The 18566-nt window shown below is 69.7% G+C and carries 16 protein-coding genes; 3 read left to right on the forward strand and 13 right to left on the reverse strand.

The annotated features are described in order from the left end of the window. Window positions 1-37: 37 nt before the first annotated feature. Entirely contained in the window at window positions 38-412 is a 375-nt protein-coding gene (locus ABTW65_RS11200; protein ID WP_350660151.1) for a DUF805 domain-containing protein, read from the reverse strand. A gap of 165 nt (window positions 413-577) precedes the next feature. Beyond that, the gene (locus ABTW65_RS11205) at window positions 578-2419 is read right to left on the reverse strand and encodes a phosphoenolpyruvate carboxykinase (GTP) (protein WP_350660153.1); all 1842 of its coding nucleotides are present in this window, start codon (window positions 2417-2419) and stop codon (window positions 578-580) included. 332 nt (window positions 2420-2751) lie between these two features. Here ABTW65_RS11205 and ABTW65_RS11210 point away from each other — a divergent pair, with 332 nt between their 5' ends. Beyond that, window positions 2752-3213, forward strand: coding sequence for a hypothetical protein (locus tag ABTW65_RS11210; protein ID WP_350660154.1), 462 nt, complete (start codon window positions 2752-2754; stop codon window positions 3211-3213). A 49-nt stretch (window positions 3214-3262) separates the two neighbouring features. Continuing rightward, the gene (gene argJ / locus ABTW65_RS11215; RefSeq protein ID WP_350660155.1) at window positions 3263-4411 is read left to right on the forward strand and encodes a bifunctional glutamate N-acetyltransferase/amino-acid acetyltransferase ArgJ; all 1149 of its coding nucleotides are present in this window, start codon (window positions 3263-3265) and stop codon (window positions 4409-4411) included. Between the two features lie 190 nt (window positions 4412-4601). On the opposite strand, the gene ABTW65_RS11220 is transcribed toward argJ, so the two are convergent. The 10 genes from ABTW65_RS11220 to ABTW65_RS11265 all read right to left on the reverse strand — a co-directional run bounded on the left by ABTW65_RS11220 (window position 4602) and on the right by ABTW65_RS11265 (window position 16490). After that, complete coding sequence (locus tag ABTW65_RS11220) at window positions 4602-5285, reverse strand: sirohydrochlorin chelatase (RefSeq protein WP_350660156.1); 684 nt, start codon at window positions 5283-5285, stop codon at window positions 4602-4604. Beyond that, on the reverse strand, window positions 5282-6436 hold the full coding sequence (locus ABTW65_RS11225; protein ID WP_350660157.1) for a uroporphyrinogen-III synthase: 1155 nt from the start codon (window positions 6434-6436) through the stop codon (window positions 5282-5284). Before ABTW65_RS11225 ends, ABTW65_RS11220 begins: the two co-directional genes overlap by 4 nt. A gap of 108 nt (window positions 6437-6544) precedes the next feature. Next, window positions 6545-6898, reverse strand: a complete 354-nt coding sequence (nirD, locus tag ABTW65_RS11230; RefSeq protein ID WP_350660158.1) for a nitrite reductase small subunit NirD — start codon at window positions 6896-6898, stop codon at window positions 6545-6547. Beyond that, the gene (gene nirB / locus ABTW65_RS11235; RefSeq protein WP_350660159.1) at window positions 6895-9522 is read right to left on the reverse strand and encodes a nitrite reductase large subunit NirB; all 2628 of its coding nucleotides are present in this window, start codon (window positions 9520-9522) and stop codon (window positions 6895-6897) included. Before nirB ends, nirD begins: the two co-directional genes overlap by 4 nt. Continuing rightward, window positions 9519-10964, reverse strand: coding sequence for an FAD-dependent oxidoreductase (locus ABTW65_RS11240; protein ID WP_350660160.1), 1446 nt, complete (start codon window positions 10962-10964; stop codon window positions 9519-9521). The genes nirB and ABTW65_RS11240 overlap by 4 nt, the downstream gene beginning before the upstream one ends. A 44-nt stretch (window positions 10965-11008) precedes the next feature. Further along, entirely contained in the window at window positions 11009-13048 is a 2040-nt protein-coding gene (locus ABTW65_RS11245) for a molybdopterin oxidoreductase family protein (RefSeq protein WP_350660161.1), read from the reverse strand. Window positions 13049-13190: 142 nt separating this feature from the next. Next, a complete protein-coding gene (locus tag ABTW65_RS11250; RefSeq protein WP_350660162.1) occupies window positions 13191-13928 on the reverse strand; it encodes an ABC transporter permease in 738 nt (245 codons plus the stop codon). After that, the gene (locus ABTW65_RS11255; RefSeq protein ID WP_350660163.1) at window positions 13925-14638 is read right to left on the reverse strand and encodes an ABC transporter ATP-binding protein; all 714 of its coding nucleotides are present in this window, start codon (window positions 14636-14638) and stop codon (window positions 13925-13927) included. Before ABTW65_RS11255 ends, ABTW65_RS11250 begins: the two co-directional genes overlap by 4 nt. Window positions 14639-14681: 43 nt before the next feature. Next, on the reverse strand, window positions 14682-15278 hold the full coding sequence (locus ABTW65_RS11260) for a TetR/AcrR family transcriptional regulator (protein WP_350660164.1): 597 nt from the start codon (window positions 15276-15278) through the stop codon (window positions 14682-14684). Between the two features lie 9 nt (window positions 15279-15287). Then, window positions 15288-16490, reverse strand: a complete 1203-nt coding sequence (locus tag ABTW65_RS11265; protein ID WP_350660166.1) for a heparan-alpha-glucosaminide N-acetyltransferase domain-containing protein — start codon at window positions 16488-16490, stop codon at window positions 15288-15290. A gap of 74 nt (window positions 16491-16564) precedes the next feature. Here ABTW65_RS11265 and ABTW65_RS11270 point away from each other — a divergent pair, with 74 nt between their 5' ends. Next, window positions 16565-17770, forward strand: a complete 1206-nt coding sequence (locus tag ABTW65_RS11270; protein ID WP_350660167.1) for an MFS transporter — start codon at window positions 16565-16567, stop codon at window positions 17768-17770. 24 nt (window positions 17771-17794) lie between these two features. On the opposite strand, the gene ABTW65_RS11275 is transcribed toward ABTW65_RS11270, so the two are convergent. After that, window positions 17795-18565 (reverse strand): sugar phosphate isomerase/epimerase family protein, encoded by a 771-nt coding sequence (locus ABTW65_RS11275; RefSeq protein ID WP_350660168.1) that lies wholly within the window; start codon window positions 18563-18565, stop codon window positions 17795-17797. Window position 18566: the final 1 nt, after the last annotated feature.

The following is an 18566-nucleotide window of genomic DNA, read 5'->3' on the forward strand; positions in this document are numbered from 1 at the left end:
GGGACAACCCCGAGAACCACTAGGGGAATTTTACGCCTCATGCGGCCAGGTCGTACTTGACGCCCTCGGGGCTCGGAAACTTCAGCCACAGCACCGCGAGGACGATGTCACCGATCACAGGTACGACCAGGACCAGCTGCCACCAACCGGAGCGGTTGATGTCGTGCAGCCGGCGCGCGCCGAGCGCGATCGTCGGCACGAACGCCACCAGCCCGTAGAGGCCGACCACGAGGCTCACCACCTCGTTGCGCGCCAGTACGAGAACGATGAGCATCAGAAGGTTCACGAGCATCGGCCAGAGCAGCTCGGTGCGGCTGGCGCGACCCGAGAATGTCGCGTACTTCTTCCAGAACCGCGCGTACGCCTCGGTGATCGAGGCCGCACGAAGCGGCTGGCTCAAGGGGATCGTCACGGGCAGGAACCTTAGGTGGGGGACATCGGCTACGTAAATGTCTGGCCGGGCATCTGTTCCAGATACGAACAAAGTTCATCTTCCCGTAGGAAACGAACGCAGACGTAAACAACAGAGGCGGCGTACGGAAAGACTTCCGTACGCCGCCTCCGGCTGTGGTCTCGATCAGGCCTGAGCGGCCTCGTCGATGGCAGCAGCGACGCGCTTGTGCGCCTCCCAGATCTCCTCCGGCAGCTTGAACTGCTTGAGGTGCTCCTCGCGGAAGCCCATCTCCTGCTTCCAGCGGTTCAGGTCGAGGGAGAGGATGCGGTCGAGGTCCTTCTGCGGCAGCTCGAGGCCGCGCAGGTCGAGCTCGTCCTCGGTCGGGATGACACCGACGGGGCTCTGCTGGCCCTTGACCTCACCCTTCTTGAACTGCAGCAGCCACAGCAGCGCGCGCACGTTCTCGCGGTAGCCGGGCCACAGGAAGTGACCGTCCTCGGAGTCGCGCTGGAACCAGTTGACGTGGGCGAAGACCGGCTTGTCGGTCGCCTCGCCGATGATCTTCAGCCAGTGGCGGGCGTAGTCGCCCTCCTCGTAGGCGAGGAACGGACGCATCGACATCGGGTCGTAGCGCAGCACGCCCTCGAGGCCGTCGGCCGCGGCGGTCGCCTCGGCACCCAGGGTGAGGCCGTCGTAGACGCCCTCGGCGACGTCGGTGATCGCACGGATCAGCGGCTCGCGGTCACGGGTGCGGCCACCGAAGATGATCGCGTCGACCGGCACACCGGCCGGGCTGTCGTAGTCGGGGGCCGCGTTGGGCACCTGCGAGATCGGCGCGGTGAAGCGGGAGTTGGGGTGGGCCCAGGGGTCGCCCAGCTCGTCGTCGATCCGGTCGGCGATGCGCTCGCCCTTCCAGTCGATCCAGCCGTCGAGGTCGTCCGGGTGGTGCTTGGTGAGCCCCTCCCACCAGACCTCCTGGGTCTTCTCGTTGTAGGCGACGTTGGTGAAGATCGCGCCCGAGCCCGGCAGGATCGCCTTGATGGCGCCCGGGTTGGTCTTCTCGTTCGTGTCCTTGGCGACGCCGAAGACGCCGTTCTCCGGGTTGAAGGCGTAGAGCTTGCCGTCCTCGCCGACCCAGATCCAGGCGATGTCGTCGCCGTAGAAGGTGACCTCGTAACGCTCACCGAGGGCGTCGGGCGAGAGCGTCATCGAGAGGTTGGTCTTGCCGGAGGCGGACGGGAAGCCACCGACGACGTGGAACTCCTCGCCGGTCTCCTTGTCCTTGATGCCCAGCAGCAGGAACTGCTCGGCCAGGAACTTGCCGGAGGCGCGACCGTCGTAGCAGGCCTGGCGCAGGCCGTGGGCGATCTTGCCCAGGAGCGCGTTGCCGCCGTAGGAGGAGCCGAAGTGGAGGATCGTACGCTGGTCGGCGACCGTCGCGAACAGACGCTGGTCCTTGTCGGTCCCCTGCCCGAGGTTGGGCAGGTCGCCGGTCACGTGCACCGCACGGACGAAGGAGTTCGGGTCCGCGAGGTTGTTGATGTAGTCGATGCCGACGCGGGCCATCCGGATCATCTGCTGCACGACCGGGCGGCTGTCGGTGAGCTCGACACCCGCGGCGTACGCCTCCAGGGGCGAGCCGGCCGGAGCCATCAGGTAGGGGATGACGTACATCGTCTTGCCCGCCGAGGCGCCGGTCATCCGCTCGGTGAGCGTCTTGACGGTCTCGTCAGCGGGCTTCCAGTTGTTGTAGACGCCCTTGTCCTCCGGGTTGGAGGTGGCGACCACTGTGCGCTCCTCGGAGCGCGCGGTGTCCTTGCTGTAGGAACGGCTGTAGTAGCGACCGCCCGTCACCGGGAGGAGCTCGCCCGCTGCCAAGGACTCCTGGAGGAGCCGCTCGTCGTCGGCTGCGCTGACAACCTCGATCTGCTCGGCTCCGGTCACCCCTGCCCAGTAGGAGACATACTCCCGCACATGAGGATTCGTCAGCCCCGCCTCATCGAGGACCTTGTCCACGTCAACCATTCCGACACCCTTCAAAAGTTTCGCCGATTGCAGGCACGTTACCCCAGTTGAAGAGGGCTCCAACCGGGGTACCGTGCACCAGAGTGGGTCATCGATCACGGGCCTGGACAATTGATCGATCCAACTGCAGGCGATGTTCCGATAGCCGGTCCTGAGACCCTTGTGACCCCCATGTTTAAGTGAGAAACGACTCATTTCGGCAGGCGGTCCGTAATGTGGATGTGACGCCGATGTCGCATCGTGACACGGATTACATCTAAGGTTTCGCGAGTGATCCCCCAACACACAGACGTTGAATTGTTTCAATTCCTGAACGGTCCAGAGGTCGCCTGATGGACCTCATTCTCGGGACCTTCGCCGCCTCCTTCGCCGGAGGACTCTTCCCCGTCATCAACTTCGAGACCTACCTCGCGGTGGCCGCCTCGAACCTGACCTTCTCCGCCCTGGTGCTCGCTCTGGTGGCGGGAATCGGCCAGACCAGCTCCAAGGTCCTCTGGTACTACGCCGGCCACGGCACCACCTCTCTCCCCTTCGTCCGCAAGAAGATGTCCTGCGAGAAGTGGCAGAAGCGGATGGAGAAGTGGGAGCGGCGTACGCAGGGCCGGCCCGCCTACGCCGGCGGCCTGCTCGCGGTCGCCGCACTGAGCGGGCTTCCGCCGCTGGCGATCCTTGCGGTGGTCTACGGCACGCTCAAGGCCAACCTGATGCTCTTCGTCGCGATCACGTTCGTGGGCCGCGTACTCCGGTCCTGGATGATCCTGGAAGCCGCCGCGTTCGCGTGGTTGCGGACATAGGACCCGAGACGCGCTGACCCGGAGATCGGGCAGAGCCTAGGCTGTCCGCATGCCTCAACCAGCCGGATTCGTCGGAGTCACCGCCAACCTCGGACTCAAGGAGGGCGCTGACGACTTCGCCGTCGTCGCCGCCCCCTCGGGCCCGGTCACGAGCGCTGCGGTCTTCACCCGATCCCGATTCGCCGGCGCCTCGGTGCTGCTCTCCCGGGCCTCCGACATCTCCGCGTTCCGCGGCGTGGTCACCATCTCGAAGAACGCCAACGTCGCGACCGGGCCGAAGGGCGAGGCCAGCGCCTTGGAGGTACGCCGCCTGGCGGCCGAGGTCGTCGGCGTCCGACCCGAGGAGCTGCTGGTCGCCTCGACGGGCGTGATCGGCGTGCAGTACCCGATGGACGTGCTCACGCCCGCGCTCGAGAAGCTCGTCGGGACCGCCGGCGACGCCGACTTCGACGCCGCCGCGGCGGCGATCATGACGACCGACACGATCGCCAAGATCGAGACCCGGACCGTCGGCGACGCCACGGTCACCGGGATCGCGAAGGGCGTGGGGATGCTCGAGCCCGACATGGCCACGATGCTGACCTACTTCTTCACCGACGCCGCGGTGCCCGCCGCCGAGCTCGACGCGGCCTTCCGCCGGGTCGTCGACCGCACCTACAACGCCGTCTCGATCGACACCGACACCTCGACCTCCGACACCGCCGCGATCTTCGCCTCCGGAACGGCGGGGGCCGTCGACCTGGGTGAGTTCGAGGCCGCCCTCTACGACGCCGCGCTGGCGCTGGTGAAGAAGATCGCCTCCGACGGGGAGGGCGCCTCCAAGCTGATCACGGTCTCGGTCAGCGGCGCCCGTGACGACGCCCAGGCCAAGCGGGTCGGCAAGGCCATCGTCAACTCACCGCTGGTGAAGACGGCCGTCCACGGCGCCGACCCCAACTGGGGCCGCGTCGCGATGGCCATCGGCAAGCTCCGCGAGGAGACCGACATCTCCCCCGAGAACGTACGCATCGCCTTCGGCGGCACCGAGACCTACCCCGCTCAGGTCTCGGCAAATCTATTGGCGGATTTGTCGACTTATCTGTCTGGCGATGAAGTCTCCATCGAGGTCGACCTCGGCATCGCCGACGGTGAGTTCACGGTCTACGGCTGCGACCTCACCGACGGCTACATCCGCATCAACGCCGACTACACCACCTGAGCACAAGGCTGGTCGAGCCGCTAGCGCTAGCGAGTCCCCCTAGCGCGGATGTGACCGTGTTGGTCTCGACACGCCTCCGCCTAGCGGCTCCGGCGGCTCGACCAGCGGGGCGAAGGGCGGCTCGACCAGCGGGGCGAAGGGCGGCTCGACCAGCGGGGCAAAAGGCGGCTCGACCAGCGGGTGAACGACGTTATCCGACCTGGGCCTCCTCGCGACCGTCGGCCGCGAGGAGCGCAGCGGCGCGGCGTACGACCAGCTCGATCACGTCGGGGTGGGGGCCGATGACGTCGGCGACGGTCTCCGCACCTGCGGCCGAGGAGCGCGAGCGGACGAGGTCGGAGAAGAAGCCGGGGGCGAGCAGGTAGGGCGAGACAGCGTCGCCGCCGGGGCGTACGACCTGGTCGATGGGCGGGGCCCCGGAGCCGGAGACGGTGGCGACCCTGACCGGACCACCCCAGGCCTTCTCCAGCATCTGACCGGCCGCCGCGATGTCGGCGCGGGCGGAGGGGTCGTTGGAGCCGGCGGCGACCAAGACGACGGGCTGGCCGGGGACTGCCCCGGCGGCGACCAACCGGGAGACCTGCGCGGAGGCGAGCAGCGGGTCCGGTCCGAGCGCGCGGCCCATCGCCACGGGCAGCCCTTCGGCGGCCTGCGGCAGGTCGACCTTGATGTGATAGCCGGTCGAGAGCAGCAGCGGGACCACGACCGAGGGCTGGCCGTCGGCCAGGACGTCGGTCAGCAGCGGCTCGCAGAGCTCGACGTACGCAGCCTTCGACTCCATCCCCAGCACGCGACCGGCGCGCTTGGCGATGATCGAGGCGACCGCGTTGCCGAGCAGCTGCCGGGTGCCGTGGGCGACGACGACGAGCCTCATGAGTCCACCGCCAGCCGGTAGCCGCGCTTCACGACGGTCTGGATGGTCTTGGTGCCGAGCGCCGACCGAAGCCGGGCGACCGCCATCTCGACCGCGTGCTCGGAGCCGGCGGTGCCGGAGGGAAGCATGGCGAGCAGGGCCTGCCGGGAGACGACGATGCCGGGGTTGGCGACGAGAGCGCCCAGGACGGCGGCGGGCGCCGGCGAGAGCTTCACCTCGGCGCCGTCGAGGATCACCGCGTCGCCGTGGAGCAGCAGCTGGTGACCGCCGGAGAGCTCGATGAGGAGACCCTCGCGCCGCAGCGGCAGCTCGGTCTGGAGCATCTTGACCATGGCCGCGGTGCGGGAGCGCTCGGGGAACATGGTCGGTACGCCCCACATCTCGAAGGCGGCGGCGGTCACCGGGCCGACGCAGGCAGCGACCACATCGGCCTGGAACGCCGCCACGACCTCGTCGCGCAGGCCGACCGAGCCGGCGGCCTGCATGAACGCGGCCACAGCCGGCGCGGAGGTGAAGGTGACCGCGTCCAGCTCACCGTCGGTCAACGTCTCGACCAGCCGGAACATCGGTTCGGGGTCGGCGGCCGACTCGACCCGGTAGACGACCACGTTGATGACCTCGGCTCCCTGCCGGGTCAGCGCGTGCGCGACCATCGACAGCGACTGCCCGTGCTCCTGCACCACGATCCGCTTGCCGCTCAGGTCGCGGCCGCGCAGGTGCTCCAGGACGTCGTCGAACTCCTCCGACTCCGGCGCCCACAGCTCTCGCAGCCCGCGCCGCCGGATCGCCCCGACCGACTTCGGTCCGCGGGCCAGGATCTCGGCGCCGCCGAGCGTCTCCAGGAGCCGGTCGAGCAGTCCCCACTCCTCCGCGGCGTCGAACCAGGTGCGGGTGCCGATGCCGGTCGTGGCCAGGAACATGTCGATCTTCTGGCCGATGATCTGCTCGGTCACCGCACGCAGCGCACCGGCGTCGACCCGGTTGGGGTCGACGGAGAGCGCGGGGGCCCACACCACGTGTGCCCCCCGCCTCTCGAGCAGGTTGATCTGCTCCTCGGCCTTCCGCGCCGCGGTCACGCCGACACGGAAGCCGCTCAGCGCGCCACTGTCCACATCCGCATCGTAGATCTCCTGCGCATTCTGCACCGCCATGCTTCCACCCTGCGGCAGCCGCGTTTCGCCATCCGTGGGCTGCTTGATCGCCACGGCTAACTTTCGCTCACGGCCTCACAGGCTCGAGGAGCGGGGGAAAACGCGGCCCTACGCCCGGCGTGCCCCGATGCGTACCTCGCCGTCGACGACGTCGACCTCGTAGGTCGCGACCGACACCGACGGATCGTCGAGGCACTGGCCGTTCTCGAGCGAGAACGGCTGCTTGAGCAGCGGCGAGGCCACGAACGGCACCTCACCACGCGTCCCGACGATCCCCCGGGCGAGCACCGAGGCGTGGCCGTACGGGTCGAAGTTCGACAACGCGAAGACACGGTCGTCGACGGTCCGGAAGACCGCGACCGCCTCCCCGCGCACCAGCGCGGCGATGCCCGTCTCCGGGTCGATGTCGTCGAGGCGACAGACGGCGATGTACGTCACGGGCTGGGTCTGGGTCTCGGTCATCGCGTCTCCTCCAAGGTGGGCATTCCGACAGGGATCGAGGAACCGAGCGAGACCGGGCCGACGGCGGCCGGCTCCTCGCCGACCTCCGGGACGATCTGGCCGCGGGTGGACCCGAAGGAGATGTTGGGGTCCGGGATGTCCGGGGCGTTGACGAAGGAGACGAACCGCTTCAGCTTCTCCGGGTCCTCGATCGTCGCCTTCCACTCGTCGAAGTAGCCGTCGACGTGCGTGGCCATCGCGGCCTCGAGCTCGGTGCCCAGGCCGAGGACGTCGTCGACCACGACCTCGCGGACCCGGTCCAGGCCGCCGTCGAGGGAGCCGATCCAGGTCGAGGTGCGCTGGAGACGGTCGGCGGTGCGTACGTAGTACATGAGGAAACGGTCGAGGTAGCTGACCAGCTCCTCGGTGCTCAGGTCACCGGCAAGCAGCTGGGCGTGGGCCGGGATGGCGCCACCGTTGCCACCGACGTACAGGTTCCAGCCCTTCTCGGTGGCGATGACACCGAAGTCCTTGCCTCGCGCCTCCGCGCACTCGCGGGCGCAACCGGAGACCCCACCCTTGAGCTTGTGCGGCGAGCGCAGTCCCCGGTAGCGGGTCTCGAGCATGATCGCGAGGCCGACGGAGTCCTGGACGCCGTAGCGGCACCAGGTCGAGCCGACGCATGACTTCACGGTACGCAGGGACTTCCCGTACGCGTGGCCGGACTCGAACCCGGCATCGACCAGGCGCTTCCAGATCGCGGGCAGGTCCTCCATCCGGGCACCGAACATGTCGATGCGCTGGCCGCCGGTGATCTTGGTGTAGAGACCGAAGTCCTTGGCCACCTCACCGATCACGATCAGGCCCTCGGGCGTGATCTCGCCGCCGGGGATGCGCGGCACGACCGAGTAGGAGCCGTTCTTCTGGAGGTTGGCCAGGTAGGCGTCGTTGGTGTCCTGGAGCTTGCGGTTCTCCTTGGCCAGCACGTGCCCGTTGAGCTGGCTCGCCAAGATGCTCGCGACGGCGGGCTTGCACAGGTCACAGCCGCGGCCGGTGCCGTGGGCCTCGATGATCTGGTCGAAGGTCTTGTAGCCGTGGATCAGGACCACGTCGAAGAGCTCGGCGCGGGTCATCTTGAAGTGCTCGCACAGGCTCGTGTCGACCGTCTTGCCCTGGGCGGTGAAGTAGTCCTCGACGATCTTCTTCACCTGCACCTTGCAGGAACCACAGGTCGAGCCAGCCTTGGTCTCCTTGGTGACGTCCGCCGCGCTCTCGCAGCCGTTGTCGACGGCCGCCTCGATGTCACCGCGGGTGACGTTGTTGCAGGAGCAGATCTGCGCTTCGGGCGGAAGCTGAATTCCTCCCCCACCGCCACTGGACTGGGGGAGGATCAGCTCCTCCGGGTTCTCCGGAAGGACCATGCCCGAGGCGACCATCGGCCGGAGCAGCCCGTAGGCGCTCGCGTCGCCGACCAGCACGCCGCCGAGCAGGCGGGTGCCGTCCTCGCTGATCACGAGCTTCTTGTAGACGCCGGCGACGGCGTCGGAGTAGGTGAGCTCGAGGCACTCGTCGGTGGTGCCGTGCGCGTCACCGAAGCTCGCGACGTCGACACCGAGCAGCTTGAGCTTCGTCGACATGTCGGCGCCGGTGAAGGTGCCGGCACCGCCGAGCAGGGCGTCGGCGACGACCTCGGCCATGTCGTAGCCGGGGGCCACCAGGCCGTACATCTTGCCGCCGGGCGCGGCGCACTCGCCGACCGCCCACACGTGCGGGTCGGAGGAGCGGCACTGCTCGTCGACCAGAACGCCACCGCGCTCGGCCAGGTCCAGGCCGGCGGCGCGGGCGAGCGCGTCGCGCGGCCGGATGCCGGCCGAGAAGACGAGCATGTCGATCGGCAGCGGCTCCTCGACGTCCTTGAACTTCAGGGCGCTGACCTTGCCGTCGAGCACGCCGCTCTCGTCCTCGTCCACGACCGAGATCTCGGCCGCGGAGTCTGGCGAGATGGACTCGGTCATCACCCCGGTGTGCACGGTGAGGCCGAGCTTCTGGATGTGGCGCTTGAGCGTGTTGCCGCCGGCGTCGTCGACCTGCACGGCCATCAGCCGCGGCGCGAGCTCGACCACGTGGGTCTCGACGCCGAGCTGGTGCAGCGCGTTGGCGGCCTCCAGCCCGAGCAGGCCACCGCCGATCACGGCCCCGGTCTTCGCGGTCTTCGCGGCCTCGCGGATCGCCTCGAGGTCCTCGATCGTGCGGTAGACGAAGACGTTCCCGAGCTCCGAGCCCGGCACCGGCGGCACGAACGGCGCCGCTCCGGTGGCGAGGACCAGCTCGTCGTACGCCATCTCCTCGCCGTCGGCGAGCATCACCGTCTGGGCGGCGGGGTCGATCTCGACGACGCTCGTGCTGGTGCGCAGGGTGACGCGCGGGTCCTCGTAGACGCCGGAGGGCAGGAAGGAGAGTGCCTCGGCGCCGACCTCGAAGAAGCTGGTGAGAGCGACCCGGTCGTACGCCGGGCGCGGCTCCTCACCGAAGACCACGATGTCGTGGGTCTCGGTGAGACCGCGCTCGATGGCCGCGGTCACGAAGCGGTGACCGACCATGCCGTGGCCGACGACGACGACCTTCTTGCGGAGGTGAGGGCTCATGACGTAGTTCCTTCCAGACTGAGCTTCGTTGCATTGAGCTGAGTGCCGCTGGGCCTAGTGGCCAGGAGCTGACGTACGGTCGGCGCGCAGCCACCGCATCCGGTGGTGGCGCGGGTCGTGTCGCGTACGTCCTCGAGGGACCGGCAGGCCCGGATCCGGCCGGCGCTGACGCCGGCGCAGGCGCAGACCTCCGCGTCGTCGGGGAGCTCCGGACGGGGACCGTTGGAGGGCTCGGGGAGCAGCAGCTGCCCGGCCTCGTGCTCGCCGAGCACCGTCTGCCGGTCGAAGGCCTGGGTGATCAGGCCGACCCGGCTCAGGTCACCGACGAGGGCGCCGGCGACGATGCGGCCGTCGCGTACGACCAGCTTGCGGTGGGTGCCCTTGACCGGGTTGGCGATCTCGACGACCTCGCCCGTCTCGTTCTCGGGCTCGCCGAGGACGCAGACGTCGAGGTCGGTGGCGCGCAGCCGGGCCACGACGCGGTGTCCTTCGTAGGTCGCGGAGCCACCGGCCAGGACCTCGGCGAGGACCCCGGCCTGCTCCCACGCCGGCGAGACGAAGCCGGTCACGGTCGCGTTGTGCTCGGCGCAGTCGCCGATCGCATAGACGTCCGGATCGTCGACGCTGCGCAGCTGGTCGTCGACGACGATGCCGCGGTTGACGGTGAGCTCGGCGCGGCGGGCGAGGTTGGCGCGCGGCCGGCCACCGGCGGTGAGCACCACCAGGTCGGTCTCGAGGGTGTAACCGTTGTCGAGCTTGAGCCCCTCGTCCGTCAGCCTGGTCGCGCGGGCGCCGAGGTAGACCTGGGTGCCGAGCTTGGCCATCGACCGCTTGAGCACCTTGCCGGCCGACGCGTCGACCTGGCTGCTGAGCAGATGGTCGCGGCCCTCGACGATCTCGGTCGCGATGCCGCGGACCGCCAGGGCGCGAGCGACCTGGAGACCGAGCAGACCGCCGCCGACGATCACCGCGCTTCGCGGGTGGTCGTGCAGAGTGTCGAGCAGCCGCGCGCAGTCGTCGAGGCTGCGGAACGCCTGCACCCGCGGGTCCAGCGAGCCGTCCATCCGCACCACGCCGCGGATCGGCGGCAGGGTCGGGATGGCCCCGGTCGCCAGCACGACGGCGTCGTAGGGAACCCTCGTCCGGTCGGCGAGCTCGACCTCGTGGCGGTCACGGTGGATGTCGACGACGAGGCTGTCCAGGCGGAGGTCGACTCCCCTGTCGGCGTACCACTGCTTCTCGCGCAGCGCGAGCGCCCCGGGACGGTGGGTGCCCTCGAGCACGGCGGAGAGAAGGATCCGGTTGTACGGAGCGTGCTGCTCCTCCGCGAGGACGGTCGTCTGCGGGCCGAGGCCGCGCGCGACCAGTCCCTCGACGAGCCGCGCCGCGGCCATGCCGCCACCGATGATGACGATCCGCTTCTCGCTCACGGGCTCACTCACGGGCTCACTCACGGGCTCACTCACGGGCTCACTCACGGGCTCGCTCATGCGCTCACCGCCGCGGCGCAGACCTTGAACTCCGGCATCCGGCTGGAGGGGTCGAGGGCGTCGTTGGTGAGCTTGTTGGCGCCGACCCAGTGGAACGGTACGAAGACCGTGTCCGGGCGGATGGTGGTCACGATCCGCGCGGGCGCCTTCATCTCGCCGCGCGGGGTGCGTACGACGACCGGGTCGCCGTCGTGGGCGCCGACCCGGTCGGCCAGCAGCGGGTGGAGCTCGACGAACGCGCCCTCGTCGGGGAGGTCCTTGATCCGCCGGGTCTGGGCACCGGACTGGTACTGCGCGAGCACCCGGCCGGTGGTCAGGTGGAGCGGGTAGTCGGCGGACGGCTGCTCGGCCGGCCCACGGTGGGCGACGTCGATGAAGCGGGCGCGGCCGTCGGCGTGGAAGAAGGAGTCGGCGAAGAGGCGCGGGGTGCCCTCGGTGTTCTCGGGGCAGGGCCAGAAGACGCCGTCCTCGTCGCGGATGCGGTCGTAGGTGATGCCGCTGTAGTCGGCCTTGCCGCCCTTCGAGGCCGCGCGGAGCTCGGTGAAGATCTCCTCGGGGTCGGTCGACCAGGTCGAGGCTGCACCGAGGCGGGTGGCGAGGCCGGTGATGATGTCCAGGTCGTTCTTGACCCCGTCGGGGGCGCTGATCGCCTGGTTGCGCAGGATGACCCGGCCCTCGAGGTTGGTCATGGTGCCTGTCTCCTCGGCCCACTGGGTCACCGGCAGCACCACGTCCGCCAGCGCGGCGGTCTCGCTCATCACCATGTCGGCGACGACCAGCAGATCGAGGTCCGCCAGTCGCGACGTGACGTGGGTGGCGTTGGGGGCGGAGACGACGATGTTGGACCCGAAGACGATGAGGCTCTTGGGGCCCTCGGGAGTGCCGAGCGCGTCGAGGAGCTCGTAGGCGGAGCGGCCCTTGCCGGGAAGGGTCTCGGGGTCGATGCCCCAGACAGCGGCGACATGCGCCCGGGCGGCAGGGTCGTCGATCATCCGGTAGCCGGGAAGCTGGTCGGCCTTCTGGCCGTGCTCGCGGCCACCCTGACCGTTGCCCTGACCGGTCAGGCAGCCGTAGCCGGAGTACGCCTTCCCGGGCATGCCGAGCGCGAGCGCCACGTTGACCCAGGCCAGGACGGTGGCGGTGCCCTGGGCGTGCTGCTCGGCGCCGCGCGCGGTCAGGACCATCACCTTCCCGGCGCCGGCGAGCAGGTCGGCGAGCTCGCGCAACTGCGCGGCCTCGACGCCACTGACCCGCTCGACCATCTCGGGCCACCAGGCGGCCACGGAGCGGCGTACGTCCTCGAAGCCCGTGGTCCGCTCGGCGATGTAGTCCTCGTCCACGGCGCCGGCCGCGTCGAGCAGGTGCAGGACGCCGAGCGCGAGGGGCAGGTCGGTGCCGGGAACCGGCTGGAGGAAGAGGTCGGCACGCTCGCCGGTCGGGGTCAGCCGCGGGTCGATGACGACGACCTTGCCGCCGTTCTCACGCAGCCGGTCGAGGTGGCGGGCAGCCGGCGGCATCGTCTCGGCGAGGTTGGAGCCGACGAGCACGCAGACGTCGGTCTTCTCGATGTCGGCCAGCGGGAACGGCAGGCCGCGGTCGACGCCGAAGGCCTGGTTGCCGGCCGATGCCGCCGAGGACATGCACCAGCGGCCGTTGTAGTCGATCTGGGAGGTGCCGAGGGCGACCCGGGCGAACTTCCCGAGCTGGTACGCCTTCTCGTTGGTCAGCCCGCCGCCGCCGAAGACGGCGTTGGCGTCGGCGCCGTGGTTCTCCCGCAGGTCGGAGAGCTTCGAGGCGACCAGGTCGAGGGCCTCGTCCCAGGTCGCCGCGCTCCACTCCCCCGTCGCCCGGTCGCGCACCATCGGCGTGGTGAGCCGCTCACGGCTCCCGCGCAGCCCCGTCGCCGTCCACCCCTTGCGACACAAGGCACCCTCGTTCACCGGGAACGGTCGCTCACTGACCTCCAGGCGGGGCCCTTTGCGTGAAAGGGTCATCCCGCACTGCAAGCTGCAGTAAGGACAGTGGGTGTCGGTCACGCGTACTCACACCGTTTCGGGTCGGGGACTGGCGACCTCTACTCTCCGGCGTCAAGGTTTCGCCCCGATCCGCTCTCCGTACCCCTTCCGTCAACTTCCGCTCACCACCTCACAGACCCGCCGCTGCGGCGGCCCTCGGTGATCAGGGAGTACGCCGCCGCAGCGTCGCCGATCCGAGGGCGAGACCGGCCACGACGAACCCGGCGACGACGGCCAGATCGGTCCAGACCTCGCCGGTGTCGGCGGAGGTGACCAGGTGGGTCATCGCGTCGACGGCGTAGGAGAGCGGCAGGACGTTGGAGATGGCCTCCAGGACCGCCGGCAGCGAATCGCGCGGCACGAGCAGGCCGCAGAGCAGGATCTGCGGGACCACGATCGCCGGCATGAACTGCACGGCCTGGAACTCGGTGGTGGCGAAGGCGGAGACGAGCAGCCCGAGCGCCGTGCCGAGGACGGCGTCGACGATCGCGACGACCACGAGCAGGGCGACCGAGCCGGTGATCTCCAGCCCGAGCAGACCCACACTGACCCCGACGGCCACACCGGACTGAACCGCGGCGAGCAGCCCGAACGCCAGCGCGTAGCCCAACAGGAAGTCGCCCTTGCCCAGCGGCATCGCCAGCAGCCGTTCGAGCGTCCCCGAGGAGCGTTCGCGCAGCGTGGTCACCGAGGTGACCAGGAACATCACGATGAACGGGAAGATCGCCAGCAGGGCCGGCCCGATCCGGTCGAAGATCGGCGCGGGCGACTCCTCGTACATCCACCACAGCAGGGTCATCAGCAGCGTCGGGAGGACCACCAGCATCACCAAGGTGCGGTGGTCGCGCCGGATCTGGGCGAGGACCCGCCCGGTCACCGCCAGGGTTCGTCGCAAGCTCATCGCGCTGCCTCCTTCACCAGTGTCAGGAAGGCCTGCTCGATGTCGTCGGCGCTCGCCTTCTGCTTGATCTCCGCGGGGCTGCCGTCGGCGAGGAAGGCACCGTCGCGCATCAGCAGCAGCCGGTCGCAGCGCTCGGCCTCGTCCATCACGTGGCTGGACACGATGACGGCCGCGCCCGCGGCGGCCAGGTCCCGGAAGGTGCCCCACAGCTGCTCGCGGAGCACCGGATCGAGCCCGACGGTCGGCTCGTCGAGGACCAGCAGGTCCGGCGATCCGAGCAGCGCGGCAGCGAGCCCGACCCGCGAGCGCTGGCCACCGGAGAGATCGCGTACGACCTGGTCCTTCTGATCGACGAGGTCGACCGTCTCGATGGCTTCGGTGACCGACGACATCGGCGCACCGAGCACCCGGGTGAAGAAACGGAGGTTCTCCGTGATCGTCAGGTCGTCGTAGACGCTGGCCGCCTGGGTGACGTACCCGATCCGCGGGCGCAGCGAGGCCGAGCCCGCCGGGCTGCCGAGGACGGTGAGGGTCCCGGTGACCTTCGCCTGCACACCGACCAGGGCCCGCATCAGCGTCGTCTTGCCGCAGCCGGACGGCCCGAGCAGCCCAGTGACCTCACCTGCTCGGATGGAGAAGTCGAGGCCATGGAGCACCTCGTTCTTCCCGCGTACGACCCGGAGGCCGGATGCCTCCACCACGTTATTCATCACATGATGAAATGTGGCACGCGCGCGGTCCTCGCGCAAGGGGCTACGGCAACGGTCCGGTCAGATATCCCTGGACCACCGGCGCGTACGTCGCCACCAGGGTCTCCACCGGCGCCGAGGCGAGCGGCTCGATCCGGGCGATGTAGCGCAGCGCGACGAGCCCGACCAGCTGCGAGGCCACCAGCGTGATCCGCCGCTCCGGTTCATCGAGCTCGAGCGCCTCGCTGACCGGAGCCAGGATCAGCCGGCCGAAGGCATCCGGCACCAGAGCCTTCCCCTCCGGCTCGAAAGCGTTGCGCATCAACGCCATCAGCGGGAGCCGGGCCTCTTCGTCGTCCCAGATACTCAGGAGGAGACGTACGAGCCGCTCCCCCACGCCGTCGCGGCCCCCGGCGGCGACCACGGGGACGACGTCTCGTGGGTCGACCCGCAGCTCCAACGAGGCGACGAAGAGGTCCTCCTTGGTGCCGAAGTAGTGGTGCACCAGCGCGGAGTCGACCCCGGCGGCGGTCGCGATCCCGCGGACGGAGGTCGCGGCGTACCCCTGCTGCGCGAAGCGCTGCCGAGCCGCCGCCAGGATCGCCGCCCGCGTGTCCGGCGAACCGGGCCTACGCCCTCGCCGCGGTGCCTTCGTGCTCATGGAAGCACGCTAACCCGACGACGGCAGCTCGGGGCGAGGCTCGGGGCGAGGCTCCGTCCGGCGCAACCAGGCCGCGGGGCGGCCGACGAGCCATTCGAGCGGACCGGGGCGACCCCATGCGGTGACGAGCGCGCCGATCGCCATCACGACGAGCACATGGAAGACGTACGTGTCGGGCGTCTCCGGCGGCCAGACGGCATCGGTCTTCATCACCACGTGCAGCGTGTAGAGGGTGAGGGTCATCGTGCCGGCGCCGAACAGCACCGCCATCCCGGCCCGCCACCGGTCCGGCAGCCGCAGCGCGATCATCTGGCAGGCGCCGATGACGAACATCGAGGTGCCGATCGTCTGCGCCAGGTCGAACGGCGTGGACGAGTGCGGCGCAACGACCAGCAGCCACTGCCAGCCGCCGTCGACCGGCGTCTGCCCGTAGAGGCCATGGCTCATCGCGGTCAGCGCCCCGTCGATGTCCAGCTCCGGATAGGTACGCAGCAGCACCTCGGCCACCGACGGCAGCCGGGTCAGCCTCCCCGACAGCCAGGTGGCCGAGACGGAGATGATGATGCCGCTGGTCCAGATCATGTCGACCACGAGCCGGTTGCGCAGGTCGACGCGGCCGATGGCCATCCCGATCAGCACGTAGGCCAGCCACGGCACGGCCGGGTAGTAGCCGGTGAAGAGCAGCTCGGCGAGCAGCTGCACCGGCTCCAGCAGCTGGCCCGGATCCGGGCTGGAGAACTGCCGCGGGGGCAGCATCGGCCGGATGACCTGCGACAACAGCGGCCCGACGACGATCCAGAGCACGCCGAGCAGCCACAGCCACCGTGCCCGCAGCCCGAGGAACGGGATGGCGAGCAGGAACAGCACCCCGTAGTAGGTCAGGATGATCGCGATGTTGGTGCCGAGCGACCCGAGCACCAGCCCGAGCGCGGCGATCAGCACGGCCCGCGCGACCAGTCCCAGCGACCGGGACGCGAGCACCTGCCCCCGCACCGGCTCCTGACGTCCGGTCATCAGCGCCAGGCTGACGCCGGCGAGCACCGCGAAGAGCGCCGCGGACCGGCCACCGGCGACGGCCTGGATCCTGGTCAGCTCCCCGGAGGCGTCGACCGGCTCGAGCACGTGCGTCGCCATCATCCCCAGCAGCGCCAGGCACCGCGCCACGTCGACACCGACAAGACGGGTCGAGAGTCGATCGGTCAGCGCGGACATCGCCCCCAGAGTAGAGATATCTCACGTACGCCGCGGCTTCACCCACCCACAACACCTGCTTTACCGTGAGAACGATGTCCGTCGATGCCTCCCTGACCCGCCCCTGGGTCGGGCACGATGCCGACAGCAGCGGCTACCGGCGGATCCTGATCGGCCTCTTCGCCGCCGGGATCGCGACCTTCGGGCAGATGTACTCCACCCAGGGCATCCTCCCCACCGTCGCGCACGCGCTCGAGGTCAACGAGGCCTCGGCCGCGCTCACCGTCTCCACCGCGACCCTCGGTCTCGCGGTCAGCGTCCTCGGCTGGTCGTGGGTCGCCGACCGCATCGGCCGGGCGCCGGCGATGAAGATCGCGCTCTCGATCTCCCTCGTCCTCGGCCTGCTCACCCCGCTCGCGCCCGGCTTCACCACGCTCCTCGTCCTGCGCAGTCTCGAAGGCCTCGCGCTCGGCGGCGTACCCGCCCTCGCGGTCGCCTATCTGGCCGAGGAGATCCACGTACGCCACGTCAGCCTCGCCGCGGCCATCTACATCTCCGGCACCACCGTCGGCGGCCTCCTCGGCCGGGTCATCACCGGCCCGTTCGCCGACCTCGGCGGCTGGCGCCTGGGCGTCACCGCCGGTGGCGTCCTCTCGGCGATCGCGGCAATCATCGCCATCACCCTGATCCCGCCCGCCCAGGGCTGGATCCGACCGACCGGCAGGCCGACCACGTCCGTACGCGAGGGGGTACTCGCCAACCTCCGTGACCCGGGCATGCTCGTGCTCTACGGGCAGGCAGCACTGCTGATGGGCGGGTTCGTGGCGACGTACAACTATCTGGGGTTCCGCCTCGAACGCGAGCCCTTCGGGCTGCCGGTGGCGATCTCGAGCCAGATCTTCTTCGCCTATCTCGGCGGCACCGTCTCTTCGTCGGTCGCGGGCCGCCTGGCCGCCACCCACGGGCGGCGAAAGGTCATGCTGACCTGCGTCGTCATCACGATCGTCGGCGTCGCGATGACCCTCCCCGACAACCTCGCGATGGTCCTGACCGGCCTGTTCGTCCTCACCACCGGCTTCTTCGGCGCCCACGGCGTCGCCTCGGGTTGGGTCGGCGCGCGAGCCCGGGTCGGCAAGGCCCAGGCCAGCGCCCTCTACAACCTCTTCTACTACGGCGGCTCCAGCCTCTTCGGCTGGCTGCTCGGCTATGCGTACGTCGTCGGCTGGTGGGGCGTCGCGACCGCCGTCCTCGTCCTCGCCCTGACCTCGCTCACCTGGTCCTGGCTCGCCGCCCACGACTGACGGGTAGCTTGACCGGCGGGCAGGTCAGGCCTGGAAGTGCTTCCGCGCGAACTCGAGCGACTCGCGGAGGGCGGCGACGCGCTCGGCGCGGGAGTGGGCGCGTCGGGTGCTGATTTCGAGGACGATCTCGCCGTCGAACCCCGACTCGGCCAGGTGGCGCAGGAAGCGGTCGGCACCCATGCGGCCCCGCCCGGGCACGAGATGCTCGTCCTTGGCCGAGCCGGTGCCGTCGGTGAGGTGGATGTGCCGCAGCCGCGACCCGAGCCGCTTCGCCATCTCGATCACGTCGTCGCCGGCGATCGCGGCGTGGGAGAGATCGATGGTGGTGTTGGCGTACTCCTCGGTCGACGGGTCCCAGTGGGGCAGATACATCTGCGTGGCGCGCTTGGCCGCACGCCACGGGTACATGTTCTCCACCGCGAACTTCAACCCGGTCGAGCGCTCCAGCGTGGCGATCCCCTCCACGAAACCGGCCGCGTACTCGCGCTGCCAGCGGAACGGCGGATGTACGACGACCACCCCCGCCCCGACCTCGACGGCCATCTCGGCCGACCGCTCGAGCTTGCCCCAGGGCTCGAAGCCCCAGACCTGCTGAGTGAACAGCAGCGTCGGCGCGTGGATCGCGACGATCGGCAGGCCGTGGTGCTCGGCGAGCTGCTTGACCGCATGGGTCTGCTGCGACAGCGCGTCGATGCCGACCATGATCTCGACCCCGTCGTAGCCCACCTCGGCCGCATAGGCGAAGCCGCGGGCGGTCGACTCGGGATAGGTTGAGGACGTCGACAGCGAGATCATC

Origin of the sequence: Nocardioides sp. NPDC127503, from assembly GCF_040302165.1 — a bacterium.
Lineage (GTDB): Bacteria > Actinomycetota > Actinomycetes > Propionibacteriales > Nocardioidaceae > Nocardioides.

Excerpts from the sequence above, each read along its gene's own strand:
- ABTW65_RS11205 (WP_350660153.1), bottom strand. The coding sequence starts at position 2,419 with ATGGTTGACGTGGACAAGGTCCTCGATGAGGCGGGGCTGACGAATCCT.
- ABTW65_RS11210 (WP_350660154.1), top strand. The coding sequence starts at position 2,752 with ATGGACCTCATTCTCGGGACCTTCGCCGCCTCCTTCGCCGGAGGACTC.
- argJ (WP_350660155.1), top strand. The coding sequence starts at position 3,263 with ATGCCTCAACCAGCCGGATTCGTCGGAGTCACCGCCAACCTCGGACTC.
- ABTW65_RS11220 (WP_350660156.1), bottom strand. The coding sequence starts at position 5,285 with ATGAGGCTCGTCGTCGTCGCCCACGGCACCCGGCAGCTGCTCGGCAAC.
- ABTW65_RS11225 (WP_350660157.1), bottom strand. The coding sequence starts at position 6,436 with ATGGCGGTGCAGAATGCGCAGGAGATCTACGATGCGGATGTGGACAGT.
- nirD (WP_350660158.1), bottom strand. The coding sequence starts at position 6,898 with ATGACCGAGACCCAGACCCAGCCCGTGACGTACATCGCCGTCTGTCGC.
- nirB (WP_350660159.1), bottom strand. The coding sequence starts at position 9,522 with ATGAGCCCTCACCTCCGCAAGAAGGTCGTCGTCGTCGGCCACGGCATG.
- ABTW65_RS11250 (WP_350660162.1), bottom strand. The coding sequence starts at position 13,928 with ATGAGCTTGCGACGAACCCTGGCGGTGACCGGGCGGGTCCTCGCCCAG.
- ABTW65_RS11255 (WP_350660163.1), bottom strand. The coding sequence starts at position 14,638 with ATGAATAACGTGGTGGAGGCATCCGGCCTCCGGGTCGTACGCGGGAAG.
- ABTW65_RS11260 (WP_350660164.1), bottom strand. The coding sequence starts at position 15,278 with ATGAGCACGAAGGCACCGCGGCGAGGGCGTAGGCCCGGTTCGCCGGAC.
- ABTW65_RS11265 (WP_350660166.1), bottom strand. The coding sequence starts at position 16,490 with ATGTCCGCGCTGACCGATCGACTCTCGACCCGTCTTGTCGGTGTCGAC.
- ABTW65_RS11270 (WP_350660167.1), top strand. The coding sequence starts at position 16,565 with ATGTCCGTCGATGCCTCCCTGACCCGCCCCTGGGTCGGGCACGATGCC.
- ABTW65_RS11275 (WP_350660168.1), bottom strand. The coding sequence starts at position 18,565 with ATGATCTCGCTGTCGACGTCCTCAACCTATCCCGAGTCGACCGCCCGC.